The organism is Kitasatospora sp. NBC_00315, assembly GCF_041435095.1.
Classification (GTDB): Bacteria; Actinomycetota; Actinomycetes; order Streptomycetales; family Streptomycetaceae; genus Kitasatospora.
In genome coordinates, this window is the sequence record NZ_CP108025.1 from 377051 (window position 1) to 392464 (window position 15414).

At 70.6% G+C, this 15414-nt stretch carries 12 protein-coding genes; 7 read left to right on the forward strand and 5 right to left on the reverse strand.

Annotated features, from left to right (window positions below; genetic code table 11):
- Positions 1-8 precede the first annotated feature (8 nt).
- Positions 9-749, reverse strand: a complete 741-nt coding sequence (locus tag OG823_RS01495; RefSeq protein ID WP_371476735.1) for a class I SAM-dependent methyltransferase — start codon at positions 747-749, stop codon at positions 9-11.
- Between the two features lie 858 nt (positions 750-1607).
- On the opposite strand from OG823_RS01495, the gene OG823_RS01500 reads away from it, so the two are divergent.
- On the forward strand, positions 1608-2003 hold the full coding sequence (locus tag OG823_RS01500; protein WP_371476737.1) for a transglycosylase SLT domain-containing protein: 396 nt from the start codon (positions 1608-1610) through the stop codon (positions 2001-2003).
- Between the two features lie 281 nt (positions 2004-2284).
- Here OG823_RS01500 and OG823_RS01505 read toward each other — a convergent pair whose 3' ends face one another.
- Positions 2285-3127 carry an alpha/beta fold hydrolase gene (locus OG823_RS01505; RefSeq protein WP_371476739.1) on the reverse strand — a complete coding sequence of 281 codons (843 nt, stop codon included), beginning with the start codon at positions 3125-3127 and terminating at the stop codon, positions 2285-2287.
- 398 nt (positions 3128-3525) lie between these two features.
- Between OG823_RS01505 and OG823_RS01510 the strand changes: the two genes are divergently transcribed.
- The 3 genes from OG823_RS01510 (at position 3526) to OG823_RS01520 (ending at position 6049) form a co-directional block, all read left to right on the forward strand.
- Positions 3526-3912 (forward strand): MerR family transcriptional regulator, encoded by a 387-nt coding sequence (locus OG823_RS01510; RefSeq protein ID WP_371476740.1) that lies wholly within the window; start codon positions 3526-3528, stop codon positions 3910-3912.
- Positions 3909-4892: an aldo/keto reductase gene (locus tag OG823_RS01515; protein ID WP_371476741.1), complete on the forward strand. Its 984-nt coding sequence runs from the start codon at positions 3909-3911 to the stop codon at positions 4890-4892. Before OG823_RS01510 ends, OG823_RS01515 begins: the two co-directional genes overlap by 4 nt.
- A 761-nt stretch (positions 4893-5653) precedes the next feature.
- Entirely contained in the window at positions 5654-6049 is a 396-nt protein-coding gene (locus OG823_RS01520) for a hypothetical protein (protein ID WP_371476743.1), read from the forward strand.
- Between the two features lie 229 nt (positions 6050-6278).
- Here OG823_RS01520 and OG823_RS01525 read toward each other — a convergent pair whose 3' ends face one another.
- The 3 genes from OG823_RS01525 to OG823_RS01535 form a co-directional block, all read right to left on the reverse strand.
- Entirely contained in the window at positions 6279-8663 is a 2385-nt protein-coding gene (locus OG823_RS01525; RefSeq protein ID WP_371476745.1) for a chitobiase/beta-hexosaminidase C-terminal domain-containing protein, read from the reverse strand.
- Between the two features lie 424 nt (positions 8664-9087).
- Positions 9088-10425 (reverse strand): glycoside hydrolase family 16 protein, encoded by a 1338-nt coding sequence (locus OG823_RS01530; RefSeq protein WP_371476746.1) that lies wholly within the window; start codon positions 10423-10425, stop codon positions 9088-9090.
- A 242-nt stretch (positions 10426-10667) separates the two neighbouring features.
- Positions 10668-10922, reverse strand: coding sequence for a hypothetical protein (locus OG823_RS01535; RefSeq protein ID WP_371476748.1), 255 nt, complete (start codon positions 10920-10922; stop codon positions 10668-10670).
- 639 nt (positions 10923-11561) lie between these two features.
- Between OG823_RS01535 and OG823_RS01540 the strand changes: the two genes are divergently transcribed.
- The 3 genes from OG823_RS01540 (at position 11562) to OG823_RS01550 (ending at position 15194) form a co-directional block, all read left to right on the forward strand.
- Entirely contained in the window at positions 11562-12857 is a 1296-nt protein-coding gene (locus OG823_RS01540; protein ID WP_371476749.1) for a glycoside hydrolase family 16 protein, read from the forward strand.
- 148 nt (positions 12858-13005) lie between these two features.
- Positions 13006-13911 (forward strand): DUF5819 family protein, encoded by a 906-nt coding sequence (locus OG823_RS01545; RefSeq protein WP_371476750.1) that lies wholly within the window; start codon positions 13006-13008, stop codon positions 13909-13911.
- 149 nt (positions 13912-14060) lie between these two features.
- Positions 14061-15194 carry an HTTM domain-containing protein gene (locus OG823_RS01550; protein WP_371476752.1) on the forward strand — a complete coding sequence of 378 codons (1134 nt, stop codon included), beginning with the start codon at positions 14061-14063 and terminating at the stop codon, positions 15192-15194.
- Positions 15195-15414: the final 220 nt, after the last annotated feature.

The following is a 15414-nucleotide window of genomic DNA, read 5'->3' on the forward strand; positions in this document are numbered from 1 at the left end:
AGGCACGCTCAGCCGCCCGGCCGGTTGTCCCCTGCCACCGCGACCACGAACCACTGGGCCGGCAGCGCGACCGGTGTACCGTCCGGGTGGCACTCACTCATCGCGAGGCCGGTCTCGCCCTGGTCGAGGACCTCCAACCCGGCGCCGTGCAGCAGCTCGGCCAGTTCCCCCGGGGCGACCTCGGCTGGGCGCAACTGGTGCTTGCGGACCTGCCGGAGCTTCTCCGGCGGGCCACCGGGCCGTTCGGCGACCTGCTGGAGCACCGTCTTGGCGGCGGCGGTCGGCTCGACCACGAAGCCCCGGCCGTGCCGCCCGAGCAGCAGGGCGACGGCGGCCGCGACCGGCGCCCGGTCGTCCGGGTCGCTCTGGTGAAGCACTGCCCGCAGGTAGACGTTGGCGTCGCCGAGTCGTTCGCCCAGGCGCCGCACCTCCACCAGGTCGGTCAGGTTGAGCTGTTGGAACTCCGCCACCGCGTCGCGGTCCGCCCTACGAGCGTGTGCCACGGCCGAGGCAGACAGGTCGACGCCCACCGCGCGCGGGAAGTGCCCGGCCAGGTAGCGGGTCTGGGTGCCGTTGCCGCAGCCCAGGTCGACGATCGGCAACGTGCGATCGACGTGGGCCGCGAACAGCGCGCAGTGCGGGCCCGCCGTCAGCAACGGCTCGGCGTCCCAGAACGGCTCGCCCGGCTCGCCCGTGTTCTCGGCCCAGAAGCCCTCCCAGGCGCGTGCGTAGCGCTCCGAAACACTCATCAGCAGGTCTCTCCCGTGTCCAGTGGCAGCGAACACCAGCCTCCATACCGGCGCCTGCACCGGCGGAAACCACCCAGCCGGATCCTTCACACCACGTTCGACCCCGCGCCGGTAAACCACCGGATCGGTGAGCCCCGACGGGCTCGCCTTGACGATCAATCCCCCCGGACAGCCTGCTGCGACCGGCCTCCTGCCGCGACGGACGGCAGCCGGCAGTCCGGACCGGCCCCGGGTGGCCGAGCAGATCGCCGCCCGGGGCGGACCTCGGCCAGCGGCTCCACCAGGTCCTGCGTCACCGGGCCGGGTCGCCGCTCTGCACCCCGGCGGCGGCAGCGGTGCGCCGCTGCCCGTCGGCACTCCGGCAGGACATACCCGTCGATCAGGCCGACGGAGCCGCACCAATGGCTGCGCGCGAGGGGGCGATCGGCTCACTGCGGGTTCAAGCCGTGAACGCTTCGAGTGACATGGGCGGGTGCGGCGCGGTGAGGGTCCTCACAGGCCGAAGGGCACTACGACGGTTAGTAGGAGTCGTCGGCGCCCGCTGCGCGCGCCGACCCACCGCCTCCCCCGATGGACATCGGGCCAGGTCACGGCCCTCCACCCCGACCCAGGGCAACGCTCTCGACGCTCGGAACGCACGGCGGGGCGACGACTGCTCCACGACGGCGGGTCGTAGCAGGGGGGTCTTGGCCGGGGCGTCGCGTCGCGTTAACAATTGCGGAGTCGATGGCCGCGCCGGCCCTGTCCGCCAGGCGCAGGCTCACCGCCGCATCCCGCCCGAGACCCTTCGAGCCCCTGTCCGGCTCACGGTCACCAACGGACGGGACGCGGCCCAACCCGATTGAGGTCTTCTTCTTCATGCCCGCTTTCAAGCTTCGTATGCGCACCTCCGCCGCCGTTCTCGCCGGAGCCGCCGGCCTCACCGCACTCGGCGCCGGCCTGCTCCCCGCCACCGCCAACGCCGCCACCGCCTCCCCCCAGACCCTCGCCGCCCAGATCGTCCCCGCCGGCCAACTCGCCTCCTTCAACCAGATCATCTCCCACGAATCCGGCTGGAACATCCACGCCACCAACGCCTCCTCCGGCGCCTACGGCCTCGCCCAAGCCCTGCCCGGCTCCAAGATGGCCTCCGCCGGCGCCGACTGGAAGACCAACCCCAGCACCCAGATCAAATGGGCCCTCGGCTACATGGACTCCCGCTACGGCAGCCCCAACGCCGCCTGGACCTTCTGGCAGACCCACCACTGGTACTAAAAACCACCCCACCCCACCGGCCAGGACCACACCCCCAGCGCCCCAGGCGCCGGACAGGGAACCCAGGGGCGCACGAGGCGGCCCGGCACACCACCCCGTGCCGGGCCGCCTCGACCCGTACCAGGGGCACTCCCGACCAGGTCGCGCCCAAGGCCGCCCGGGACCGGGACCGCTGCGAGCACCCGCCGGGCGCAGACCGCCCCGGGTCGGCTCGGTCAACGCGCCGTGAACGGCGCGTCCCTCTCGGCGACCGCAGCGGCCGGTGCTCGGCGGGCTGTCCGCTAGCCGAGCGTGAGCATCGCCTCGGTGATCTCGCCGGCCGCCGCGTCGGGGATCGCAGTGGCGGCCTCCTCGAGGACGAGCAGCCGTGCCCCGGGGATCTCGCGCGCGATCGCCTCGCCGTTGCCGACGGGGAAGAAGCGGTCGCGGCGCCCGTGGACGACGAGCGTGGGGACCCCGATCTCGGGCAGGCGCCCGCGCCAGCGGGGCCGGCAGTCGAGCCTGGCGAACACCAGGCGCATCTGGTTGGCCATCTGGACCGTGGGTGCGGTGCCGGGCGTGCGGTCCCAGACGCGCGCAGCGACCACGCGCGCGGCGACGGGATCGTCGCCGAGGATCTCCGCTCCGGCGGCGGCGAACTCCGCAACCGCCTCGCGGTCGCTCCAATCGGGCATCGGACGCGCGAACAGCCGGCTCATCGTCGCCCGGTCATGGTCGGGGAGGTCATCGTCGGGCGGGCCGGGGGCAACCGCGCGGGTGCCGACCAGGGTGAGCGCCGAGAACGCGCCCGGATGGTCGAGCACGGCCACCTGGGCGACCATCCCTCCGACCCCGATGCCCGCCAGGTGCGCGGGCCCGCCGCCGAGCGCCTCGGCGAGGGCGGCCGCATCGGCGGCGAGGCCGCGCAGGGTGTAGGCGGGCGCCTCCGGATCCGTCGTCGTCGACTCCCCGCTGTCGCGCAGGTCGTAGCGCACCACCCGGCGCCCGCCGGCGGCGAGGCGCTCGCACAGCGTGTCGGGCCAGGAGAGCATCGTCGTCCCGCCCGCGAGCAACACGAGAGACGCGTCGTCGTCGCCGAACGACTCGATACCCAAGGAGATCTCATTGATGTTGACAGTGGTCATCGGATCACCGGAAGACGTCGTGGGTCAGGCTCGCCGCGGTCGATGTCGAGATCACGTTCCGCCGTTCTCGATACCGGTCGGCCGATTGACGGGTACGGCCGCCGTTGATCATCTGCGGTGGAGCCTGAAGATCTCGTGGTGGCCGCGGGTCACAGCGTAGCGCCCGCCCACCGGCAGGCGGCTCCCGACGTTCTGACGAGCCGGACCGGATACCTGTTGGCTGGATTCACCCTCCCGGTGCGCACCCACGCCTTCCTCACGCTCACGCCGGGTGCCCGCTCCGGACCCCTCGGCGGACGAGCTCAACCGGCCGGGCTCGGGCGCACGTCCACCCTCCGACTGCGCTCCGGCTCGGCTTCCTTGACCTGGAGCGCGCTCCAGGTGGGAGAGTCGTCGTCATGACGGACATGCTCTCTCCCGCCGAGGTCGTGAAACGGTCCGGCTTCAGCATCGACACCCTGCGCTACTACGAGCGCATCGGACTGCTCGACCGGATCACGCGCAGCACCGGCGGGCGGCGGCAGTTCAACGAGGACCACGTCGAATGGCTGGGCGTGCTGCGCTGCCTGCGCGACACCGGCATGCCCATCGCCGAGATGCGGCGCTACACCGCCGCCGCCCGCGAGGGTGACCGCACGCTGGAGGAGCGACTCGCGCTGCTCACCGGGCACGCCGCCCAGGTCCAGCACACCCTGGCCGAACTACTGCGCCAGCAGACGCACTTGAACGAGAAGATCGCCTGGTACCAGGCGCAGATCGACATCACCCAGGGGGAGTCCGCATGACCGGAACGGCGCGCACACTCGGCAACAGCGGCATCGAGGTCGGCCCGATCGGCGTCGGCTGCTGGGCCATCGGTGGCCCGCTGCACGCCGGTGGCGAGCAGTTCGGTTGGGGCACGGTGGACGACGCGCAGTCGACGGCCGCCCTGCACCGCGCCTTCGACCTCGGCGCGACCTTCTTCGACACCGCGGACAACTACGGTGCGGGCCACAGTGAGTCCGTCCTCGGCCGCGCCTTCGAGGGCCGCCGCGACCAGGTCGTCATCGCCACCAAGTGGGGCAACACCTTCGACGAGGCCACCGGCGAGGCCACCGGCCAGGACGCCACCCCCGCCCACCTGCGCACAGCCGTCGACGCCAGCCTGCGCCGTCTGGGAACCGACTACGTCGACCTCTACCAGTTCCACATCGCCCAGGCCCCGTTGCCCGTCGCCCTCGACCTGGTCGACACCCTGGAGGACCTGGTCGCCGCCGGCAAGATCCGCGCCTACGCCTGGTCCACCGACGACGCCGCCAACGCCGAGGGCTTCGCGGCGAAGGCCCCGCACTGCGCCGCGGTCCAGCACGACTTCTCCGTCCTCAACCCGGCGCCGGAGATGGTCGCCGTGGTCGAGTCCCTCGGCCTGGCCTCCATCGCCCGCGGCCCGCTGGCCATGGGTCTGCTCTCGGGCAAGTACCACGACGGCAGGCGCGTGGCCGCCGACGACGTCCGCGCCCAGGGCCACCCGTGGATCCCCTACTTCGGCCCCGACGGCTCCGGCAGCCGCGAGTGGCTCACCCGCATCGACGCCGTACGCGACGTCCTCACCTCCGACGGCCGCACGCTCGCCCAGGGCGCCCTGGCGTGGCTGCTGGCCCGCACACCCGCCGTCATCCCCATCCCCGGCTGCCGCACCGTTGCCCAGGTCGAGGGGAACCTGGCCGTCCGCTCGCCGCTCCCCCCGGACGAGTTCGCCCAGGTGGAGTCCCTGCTCCGGGGATGACTCCGTCCGGCCACCGCCGTGACACCGCTCGGCCCGGCCGTCGAGGCCCGGTGATCCGAGCCCAGCCGATCCGATCTCCCGTGGTCATGTGGCGTCGCTGGTCAGGGCGTCGTGAGAGGCCCCCCGCTGCCCGTCACGAACACCTCGGGGCTCCCGTCGAACGAGGTGGCCCTGCCTGGTCGCGTGTGAGGACCACGCTCCCCGGTCGGCGCACCGAGTGCCCAAGGGGCAGCTGTCCGGGCTGAGTTGCGGAACCTTGCCGTCCGTGCTGTCGTGGTTGGTGGAGCCGCTCCCAGAAACGACCGCAGATCGGTGGACGTCTGTCATCGCCGTCGCGATCAGGATTTCAGGCACTCCGAGCCCCGCTGCGACGCTCGACTCCCCTTCACACGAGCACGGCGTGCCATTGAGACGGGAGAAGTCACATGAGCATCAGAAGGATCCGCACCCGGAGAGGTGTGTCGGTCGACCGGCGGTCGCGCCGGTCCGTCGGTGCCGCATTCGCTGCCCTGATCGTCGCCGCCGGAACGTTGGTGGCCGTTCCTGCCGCACACGCCACCACTCAGTTGGTGCACCCGGCCCTTCCCTACGGCCCCTACACGTGCGCGCCCAGTCTCGTCTGGCGGGAGGCCACACCGAGCGACCTGGTCTGCGTGCCTCCGGCTACGCGGGCGAGGGCCCTGCAGGACAACGCCGCGGCCGCGTCGCGCGTCCAGCCGGGTGGCGGCCCCTACGGCCCGGACACGTGCAGGCAAGGGTACGTGTGGCGCGAATCGCGGCCTTCGGACCACGTCTGCGTCAATCCCAGCACTCGCACCTACACCCGCACCGAGAACGAGAACGCCGTCTACGGCTACGCGGACCCGACGGGCCTTCCCGCAAACGGCACCTCTGCCCGATGGGACGGCCAACTGCACGTCTGGGGATCCGGATTCACCGGGAACGGAGCCGTCGCGATCTGGGGCTACTACCCCGACACGCATGCGTACGTCCAGGGCAGCGTTCCGGTACGAGCGGACGGTAGCGGCTACCTGGACAAGTTGGTGACCCGAAATTCGACCCCCCTCTCCTACCGGTCGATGTACGTCCTCACCGTCGACCCCTACACGGGCCTGGTCCGCAACGCGGGATCGGTCGCGGCGGCCAACTTCCTGTGACGCCGAGGTCACGTGGTGCTCGGTCGTCGAGCCGTTCCTGCGGATGTCGCCCGGTCGGCCGGAGGCGGAGAGAGCTGCCGACCGACCTGGACCGACCAGCCATCAGGGCAGATCCGCAGAGAGGCCGGCACATCCGCCGAAGGCGGTCGGCCGCGGAGGACACAGTGCTCCGGCCGCCCCCACGCAGTGGGGAGGGCCGGAGCTTCAGCGTGTGGGACTACTCGTCACGTCACGGGTAGGAGACCACGTTGCTGGGCGTGGAGTCGGTCGGGGTCAGAGCCCCGGTGTCGTTGATGACATGGGTGATGCTGCCCTGGTTGCCGAGCGAGACGCTGAGCAGATCGTGGAACTTCACCCCGGCGTTGTTCGGTACCTCGAACGAGTGGTACGCGTTCACTGCCGGATTGACGTTGAAGTAGCAGTAGCTCCCCAGGCCCCACGCCTCGTGCGAGGTGACGCCGCTGCCCACCTTGTAGGCCGCGTAGCCGTTGGTGCCGCTGGGGCCGATCCAGGCGGCCTGGTTGGGCACGTCGTACGGCATCTCGTTCTGGAAGAAGATGGTCTTGCCGCCCTGGCCGTTCCAGGTGACCTCGTACTTCTGGTAGTGCTCCACGAAGAGGCCGGTGGCCTCGACGTTGTTGCCGTTGACGATCACTCCGTTGTCGGCGGTGTTGGTGGTCCAGCCGACGGTGCCCGCGTTGCCGTGGTCGGCCCGCCAGGCCCAGATGTGGTCGATGATCGCGTTGCTGCTGTTGACGATCAGGCTGGCCGTCGCCTTGCCCGCGACCTGACCACCGATGCGGAAGAACACGTCCTGGATGGTGGTCGGGTTGGCGGCATGCGCGGCGCTCGACCCGGAGGGGCCGACGGTCAGCAGCGCGGCCGAGTTGGTGGTGCCGGCGTCGAAGAGCAGGCCCTTGAGCCGGACCCCGTCCACGTCGGCGACCTGCATGGCGTTGACGCCGTTGTCGGGCACGAAGGTCGGGTAGCCGATGCCGAGCACGACCGTGTTGGCCCGGGTGACGTTCAGCGTCTGGTTGAGGTGGTAGACACCCGGGGTGACGAAGAGGTTGCAGCCCTGGGCGAGCGCGTTGTTGATGGTGGCGGCGGTGTCCCCCGCCTTGACCACGTAGAACTGGCTCATCGGCTGCGAGGTGCCGGGGGTGCTGCCGGCGGCCCAGCTCGGCCCGGAGGCGTTGGTGCGCAGAGACGGCAGGAACACCCGGTACTTGCCGGTGGAGTCGAGGTAGAGGTAGGGGACGTCACGGGAGACCGGGGTGGTCGCCAGCACCGTCTCGGGGGGCGCCGGGAAGGTGTTGGCCGGGGCGCCGGTGACGCCGGAGAAGACCATGTTCCAGACGCCGCCGTCCCAGCTGCCGAGGCTGCTGTCGCGGGTGTACCACTGCTGCTGCGAGCTGGACTCCATACGGCCGGAGACCTTGGTGTCGGCCACGTAGCCGCCGCTGGCCCAGCCGTAGCTGGCCGGCTCCAGGTCCAGGCTGCCGTGCACGTCGATCCGGCGGAGCGGTGCGGCCTGCGCCACCGCCCAGCGGTCGTCGCCCCCGACCGGGTTGATCGCCAGGTTCTCCGCCGAGCGCCAGAAGTTCTGGGTGGCGTTGCCGGCGTCGCTCGCGTTGAAGGCGTCCACGGTGATGTTGCCGTTGATGGTCACGTCGTCCGGGTTCTGGCCCAGACCCGCGACGGACGTGTAGTAGCCGACGTTGTCGTTGACGTTGTAGGTGCCCGGCTTGAAGAGGTCCGCCACCCGGTTCTCGGAGAACTGCGCCGTCGCCGTGTCCTTCAACAAGTTGAAGTGGGAGTCCAGTTGGGCCTGGATGGTGGCAGCGGACATGCTCGGGTCGTAGATGTGCACGTTCGGGCCGAAGTTCGGGATGTCCGACTGGCCGGTGCACGCGCCCGTGCCGGTGCTGATGGTGTACGTGGCACTGGCCACTGCCGAGTTGGTCAGGCCCGACGCGATGGCGATGGCGCTGACGGTGGCGGTGCTGGAGACCGTGATCGGTCCGGTGTACTGCGTCGACGATGCCGTCGGCGTGGTGCCGTTGGTCGTGTAGCGGATGGTGGCGCCCGCGGTGGCGTCGCTGATGGTCACCGTCTGCGCCGAGCTGAAGGTGCCGCCCGCCGGACTGAAGGTCGGCGTGGCCGCCGCGCCGGTTCCGCCGCCGCCGGTGGTCCCGCCCGTGCCGCCGCCGGTGGTGACGGTGTAGGCGAACTGCGGGGTGTCGTACTGGGCCCCGCTCTTCTCGTAGGTGAACCAGTAGGTCAGAGCGTTGCCGGTGGCCAGACCGGACACCGTCTGTGTCCAGACCCCCGCACTGTTGGCCATCCGGAGGTTCTGCTGGTTGGCGCTGTTCACCAGGTAGTGCACGTCCACGTAGGCGGCAGCGGTCGTCGGCTTGAACGAGATGAGGACCTGGGTGCCGCTCGGCTGGGACACGCTCTGCGTGTAGTCGGCGGACGCGGCCACGGCACTGGTGCCGACGGTCAGCCCGAGCATGCCGGCGAAGGCCAGCACGAGGGCCGCGACCAGGGTCACGACCCGTCTTCTGCCGTCGCGCCCGGGGAGAAGCTGCTGAAGGGTGGTTCTGCGCATGGAACCCGTGATTCCTTTCCTACGACGGCTCACGATCGCCGCGGATGGGGGCATTCGGATACCGACTCTGATTGCCGAGTCGCCGATGTCCATTTCAATTCAAGAGGCCAGATAATTCGCCCGTGCGTATCATTTGATATCGAGTTCACGACCGTCAAGAGAAGGCGTATTTTTTTCCTCGAATATGCAGCGCAGATATGCGGAGGCAAGGACGGATGTCCATCCCCGTGGTTTTCACGGGGTGGACGTCCGCCGCTGTGGGCACGCCACGACAGCCGGGTCGGCCGCACCTTCGCATTCGCATTCCGTCGCCCGGAAATGCGTAACCCACTGGACCCGAGCGGTTCGGGAGATCTCTCCCGGAAGTCGGCCGGGGAGGCGGACGGCACCGGACATCGTGGTGCGCATCTCGCCGCTGCTGGTGCTAGCTCTGGGTGTAGGTGTAGTGCGGGGAGTCGTACTGGGCACCGCTCTTCTCGTAGGTGAACCAGTAGGAGACGGTGTTTCCGGCGGACAGGTTGCCGACGGTCTGCGTCCAGGTGCCGGCGTTGTTGGTCATCCGGAAGTTCTGCTGGTTGGCGTTGTTGACCAGGTAGTGGACGTCCACGTACGCGGCCGCGGTGGTCGGCTTGAAGGTGATCTGCGCCTGGGTGGCGTTCACCCGCACGGCGGCCGCGGTGCCGTCGGCCGTGGTGCCGCCCGAACCGCCGGTCGGCGTGCTGGTGGGCGTGCTCGTCGGCGTGCTGGTGGGGGTGCTCGTCGGCGTGCCGGTGGATCCGCCGCCGGCGGCCTTCTGGTAGACGGCGAACCAGTCCACGCTCATCCCGGCCCCGGAGGTGATGCTCGCCGAGGGCGAGGTGCAGCCGCAGACCTTGTTGGGGTAGGAGCCGCCGACGGCGAGGTCGAAGATGGCGAAGAAGCCGTGGTCCACCGCCGCCTGCCAGGTGGCGACGGAGACCTGGTTCTCGTTGACGGTGTACGTGAGCGTGTTGTCCAGGTAGAACCGCAGCTGCTCGGCCGCCGGGTTGGTGCGGTCCACGATCACCGAGTAGGTGTGGAAGGAGGTCTGGCAGCCGGGGCAGGACTGGAGCCCGCTGCTGATCCCGTCCGGGTCGTGGCACTCCCCGGCCCAGGCTCCGCAGTGGAAGGTGGTCGAGTGCTGGCTGAGGGCGTTGACGTCCTCCATGACGTCGAGTTCGCCGATGTTGGGCCAGTTGGTGGCACCGACCGGGCGAGCGTCCGCGCCCATCGCCCAGAAGGCGGGCCAGTATCCCAGTCCGCTCTGCGGGTTCGGCTGCTGGATGGATGCGCTCAGCTCCATCTCACCGCCGGCCGGGGCCTGGAAGTCGGTGCGCCGGGTCTCCACCCGGCCCGAGGTCCACTGCCCGGCGGCGTCCTTGATCGGCTTGATGACCATGTGGCCCGAGCCGTCCTGGTAGACGTTGGCGGTGGAGTTCGTCGCCGTCTCGATCTCGCCGGTTCCCCAGTTCGCCGCCGCGCCGGGATAGTTGTACGAGGTGCCGATGTCGTAGAGCCAGTTGGCCGTGTTGAGGCCGGATCCCGAGGCGCCGTTGAAGTCGTCGCTGAAGGCCGTGGTCCAGCCTGCGGGCGCCGCGGGGACCGCGGCCGCCGCCGAGGTGGCCCCGGTGAACATCGTCAGCAGCCCGGCCACCACGGCCATGGCCGCCGAGGCGGCGATGGCTCCACGCCCGTACTGCCGCTGCTCTGTCGCCGGTCTCGAGATGTGGGGGTTCCTGTTCATCGTGTCTTCCGAGCCTCTCTGGGTGGGGGTGAGGTTGTCGCCTGGCGCCGTGCCGCCCTCGGTCGAGGGCGCGTGCAGCCGAGCCGCGTCGAGTCGGCCGGGCAGGAACCGCGGCTCACGGATGCCGTTCCTGTTCACGTCGCTTCGAGCTGGATCGGTCCGCGTGCACGTGTGGCTTCGTGCGGGCAGGCCGGAGCCGGCCCGGCGGCTGATGCCGTTCGCCGCCGGGACCGGAAGGTCGGCTAGTCGAAGGGGTCGAGAACGAGGCTCGCCTGCTGGGGGCTGACGTCGCGCACCGGTGACTCGTGGTTGCCGACGTCGTCGAAGGCGAAGGCAGAGGAGTTCCCGTGGGCGGCCGCGGAGTTCGTCCTGATCGAGGTGACGATCTGGGCGGCACCGGGCTGCGACCCACCGTGCGCGTGGTCGGATGGTGCCGCCGACGCGCTTGCGCCCTGGGCGAGGCCGGACGTTCCCGCGAAGGCGAGCATGGGCGACACGACCGGGGTCGTGACGCGGTGACGGGGGCCGCCCCGCGGAGAGGCGCGCTGAAGGGTGGTTCTGCGCATGGACGTGAATCCTCTCACCCTCCTTCACCTAGTGAAGGAAGGAAGGAGCGGGTTGGACGATGGTGTGCGCATGCTCGATCCCAGAGGGCCCGCTCGTCCGTGCCGCAGCCTTTGATTGAACTATTGAGAGCGCTTTCAACCAAAGGACTGATGGACTGCATGTCCAGAGGAGTGTCAGCGCGGTCGCGCTCATGCGTCAAGGACCTTGGCTGTGTTCACTTCTTGAACTGATGGCCCGCCAGCAAGGGGTCAGGGTCGCGGAGAAGCGAAGCCTCCTCGACCACCGGTCGACTCGACGGACGGCGGGCCACCCGCGAGCCCGGCACCCCGCAGGGTCCGCCCGACGACCCGCCGCCGGGCGAGCACCTCCGGCGAGTGGAGCCCGAACTGGGAAGTACTGCAAGCACCTTGACGTGCTCCGGCCCGAGGGTGCTAGCATCCCGCGCTGAGAGCGCTCTCAAGCATTGCACTCACGAACGGATATTCGCTGAGTGCTGTCCGCGATCCCCCACCCCGGACGGAGTGTTCCTGATGACGGAACAGCAGCACGTATTCGCCAGGAGCCGACGAGTGCCTTCGCGACGCCGCATGACCGCCCTCGCCGTCGCAGCCATCGGTGTGCTGGCGCTGATTACGACGGGCGCGAGCGGCAACGCGTCCGCCACCCAGACCACCGCGTTGCAACCGGCTGCCCTGCAACCCGCCGCCGCGCCGGCCGCGGTGCCGGCCGCACCGGCAGGCTTCACCACCACCTGGAGCGACGACTTCAACGGTGCTTCCGGAACCGGCATCGACTCGGCCTGGAAGTACGACACCGGCGCCGGCAGCACTTTCGGCACCGGCGAGATCGAGACGATGACCAACAGCACCGCCAACGTCTACCAGGACGGAAACGGGCACCTGGTGCTCAAGGCGCTGCACTCCGGCACCGATCCAGCCGGCGGGTGGACATCAGGCCGGGTCGAGACCCAGGCCGCGACCTTCGGCGCACCCGCCGGCGGCGTCGTGGAGATGGTCTCCGCGATCCAGCAGCCCAATCTCACCACCGCCAACGGGGCCGGTTACTGGCCCGCGTTCTGGATGCTGGGATCGACACTGCGTACCGGCACGACGTGGCCGGGCTCGGGCGAGGTGGACATCCTGGAGGACGTCAACAGTCGCAGCTCCGTCTTCGGCACGCTGCACTGCGGCGTCAACCCGGGCGGCCCGTGCAACGAGAGCACCGGCATCGGCAGCGGTGAGCACGCCTGTACCGGCTGCCAGACCGGCTACCACACCTACGCCGTGCAGATCGACCGCTCCGTCTCCCCGGAGCAGATCCGCTGGTACCTGGACGGGACCAACTACTTCACCGTCAAGGCCAACCAGGTCGACGCCACGACCTGGGCCAACGCGGTGGACCACCCGTTCTTCATCATCTACGACCTCGCCATGGGCGGCGGGTTCCCCTCGGCCTTCGGCGGGGGCCCCAACGCCAACACCGTCTCCGGCGGACAGATGAACGTCGACTGGGTCGCGGTCTACAACAAGGCACCCGGCGGCACCACGACCGGCGGCACGACCGGCGGCGGGACCACGACCGGCGGTTCGGGCGGCACCACGGCCGACGGCACCGCGGCCGCCGTGCGGGTGAACGCCACCCAGGCGCAGATCACCTTCAAGCCGACCACCGCGGCCGCGTACGTGGACGTCCACTACCTGGTCAACAACGCCAACCAGCAGAACCTCCGGATGACCAACAACGCCGGCACGTGGACGCAGACCGTCGGCAACCTGTCCGCCGGAAACACCGTCACCTACTGGTTCACCTACGAGAAGAGCGGTGCCCAGTACGACTCCCCGCACTACACCTACACCCAGAGCTAGCACCGGGAGAACGGCAGCGGGCGGTGCCGCACGGCGCCGTCCGCAGGCCGTGTCAGCACGCCACCAGGGCGAGGAACGGCCACGTCCGCGCTCTCGCGGTCCACGCACGGCGCGCGGCGGCCGGCTCAGGGGAAGCAAGGAGCACGACATGGCAGCGAGCGACCACGGCTCGGGGGCCGGGCACCGGGTCGTCCCGCGTGCGACGCCCGCCTCCCGGAACAGCCCCGCAGCACCGGACGGACCGGCGCCGCGGGCCGTAGCGGCGGGGCCGGGGCCGGAAGCCGCAGCGGGTGAGCCGTCCCCCGAAGGAGCCGCCGGTACGGGCGGAGCAGGCGAGGAGGGCGCGACCGGGGGCCCGGCGACCGCGACGATCCTCCCGGAGGGCGCCCCGGCCGGACAAGGCGCGGAGCCGGCAGCGCCGCCGCCCTGGTCGCCGGGCGCCCGCCTGGTGCTGGGCGCAGCCCTCGTCGTCGTGGTGGGAGCCGTCCTCTACCACCTGGGCGCGGTCTTCCTCTTTCTCGCCCCGCCCAACGAGCTCTCACTCAAGTACCAGCAGGAGATCAACGCTCACATCTATCCGGAGTTCGACCAGAACTGGCAGCTCTTCGCGCCCAACCCGCTCCAGGCCGACATCCATGTCCAGGTGCGGGTGCAGACGCTGGATTCGGGCGGCGCCCGCGCCGAGCCCGACTGGGCCGACCTGACCGCGTCGGACCTCGCGGCCGTCAAGCACAACCCCGCCCCTTCGCATCTCGACCAGAACATGCTGCGGCGGGGCTGGGACTACTACACCACCTGGCACAGCCAGCAGGACGAGACACCGACGGGCAGCGGCGCACCGCTCTCGGAGCAGTACCTGAAGCGGCTGGCGCTCCAGCGTGTCGGCGCGCGGTGGCAGGGCAGCCCGATCGTCGGGGTGCAGCTGCGATCCGCCACCTGGCAGGTGCCCGGACCGCCCTGGACGGGTCCGGCCCCAGTGGGAGCGCCGGAGTACCGGACCCTCGGCTGGTGGGCCGTCAGCCCCCAGGACTACGCCGGACTGGGAGCGGCCTGATGCCCGTACCGACCCCACCGCCCGCTCGGGTCGGTCCCGGCGGCGCCCGCGGTCCGGCTTCTCGGGTCGGTCCCGGCGGCGCCCGCGGTCCGGCTGCTTCCGTGGGGGCCGCCGCGCCCGAACGCGCCGAGACGACCGCGGTGCGAGCGGTGTTCGCCCGCACCCTCGCCCCCTATCAGGCGGCCGTGGTGCGCATCGGTGTCGCCTTCACCTTCTGCGCCTTCCTGCTGCGGGAATGGCCGCTGCGGCGGGAGCTCTACGGTGACCGGACGGCCTGGAGCCTGGATCTGGCCCGTCAGATGCTGGCGGGCAACCACGCCTTCACGCTCCTGGCCTGGTCCGACAGCCGGGTGTGGTTCGAGTTCGTCTACACGCTCGCCATCGTGGTCGGTGCCCTGCTGCTGGTCGGCTGGCGCACCCGCTTGACGTCCGTGCTCTTCATGCTGCTGGTGCTCTCCCTGGAGAACCGCGCGGCGCTCCTCGGCGACGGAGGCGACAACGTCGTCCACCTCCTCGCCATCTACCTGGCCTTCACGCGCTGCGGCACGGTCTGGTCACTGGACGCGCGCCGGGTGCGCCGCCACGCCGCCTCCGGGTCCGATCCGTGGGGAGCGGCGTTGTGGCTCGCCGCCGGAGCGGCGCTGGCCGTGAGCTGGGCGACCGGCGTGCCGGCCCCCGGCGTGCTCGGGTTCGGCTCCCACTCCTGGGGGCTGCTCCTGTGGCCGTCCTGGGCGGTGACCGGAGTGCACCACGCGCTCCGTGTCCGGCGTTCGCGTGGCGAGGCGGCGGCAGTCTCCGAGGCCCTCGCCAACCTGGTCCACAACTCGGCCATGCTGGTCATCGCCGTCCAGGTGTGCCTCATCTACGCCACGGCGGGCTGGTACAAGATCCAGGGATCCCTCTGGCAGAACGGCAGCGCGGTCTACTACCCGCTGCATCTCCCGTACTTCGCCCCCTGGCCCGAACTGGCACCCGTGCTCTCCGGCAACAGCACACTGGTCCTGTTGCTCACCTACGGAACAGTGATGGTCCAGGTCTCCTTCCCCTTTCTCGTCTTCAACCGCCGGATCAAGAACGTGCTCCTGATCCTGATGATCGCCGAGCACATCGGCATCGCCGTCATCCTGGGTCTGCCCTTCTTCTCGCTGGCGATGATCACCGCCGACGCCGTCTTTCTGCCCACCGGCTTCCTGCGGCGGGTGGAGGCGCTGGGCGCGGCCTGCTTCGCCGGGCCGGTGAGGACGCGACCGCGGCCGGACACTGCCACCGCGCCCGCGCCGTAGCGGACGAGCGGTCCCGGGCTGCCGGCCGACGAAGTGGCCGCGCCGCCGAGCAGGGCGATGCGGCCGGTCACGACCGGCGGTGCCGTGGCTCGGTCGTCCACGAGCTGGACGTCGCGACTCCACCGTCGGCGCCGGTCCGCCGCACCTGGGCGTGGCGCGGCGATCGGGTGGTAACGCTTGGGTCACGAACGCCCTTCGCGTGCAGCAGCGCCGGGGTACC

Excerpts from the sequence above, each read along its gene's own strand:
- OG823_RS01510 (WP_371476740.1), top strand. The coding sequence starts at position 3,526 with ATGACGGACATGCTCTCTCCCGCCGAGGTCGTGAAACGGTCCGGCTTC.
- OG823_RS01500 (WP_371476737.1), top strand. The coding sequence starts at position 1,608 with ATGCCCGCTTTCAAGCTTCGTATGCGCACCTCCGCCGCCGTTCTCGCC.
- OG823_RS01525 (WP_371476745.1), bottom strand. The coding sequence starts at position 8,663 with ATGCGCAGAACCACCCTTCAGCAGCTTCTCCCCGGGCGCGACGGCAGA.
- OG823_RS01505 (WP_371476739.1), bottom strand. The coding sequence starts at position 3,127 with ATGACCACTGTCAACATCAATGAGATCTCCTTGGGTATCGAGTCGTTC.
- OG823_RS01495 (WP_371476735.1), bottom strand. The coding sequence starts at position 749 with ATGAGTGTTTCGGAGCGCTACGCACGCGCCTGGGAGGGCTTCTGGGCC.
- OG823_RS01530 (WP_371476746.1), bottom strand. The coding sequence starts at position 10,425 with ATGAACAGGAACCCCCACATCTCGAGACCGGCGACAGAGCAGCGGCAG.
- OG823_RS01545 (WP_371476750.1), top strand. The coding sequence starts at position 13,006 with ATGGCAGCGAGCGACCACGGCTCGGGGGCCGGGCACCGGGTCGTCCCG.
- OG823_RS01515 (WP_371476741.1), top strand. The coding sequence starts at position 3,909 with ATGACCGGAACGGCGCGCACACTCGGCAACAGCGGCATCGAGGTCGGC.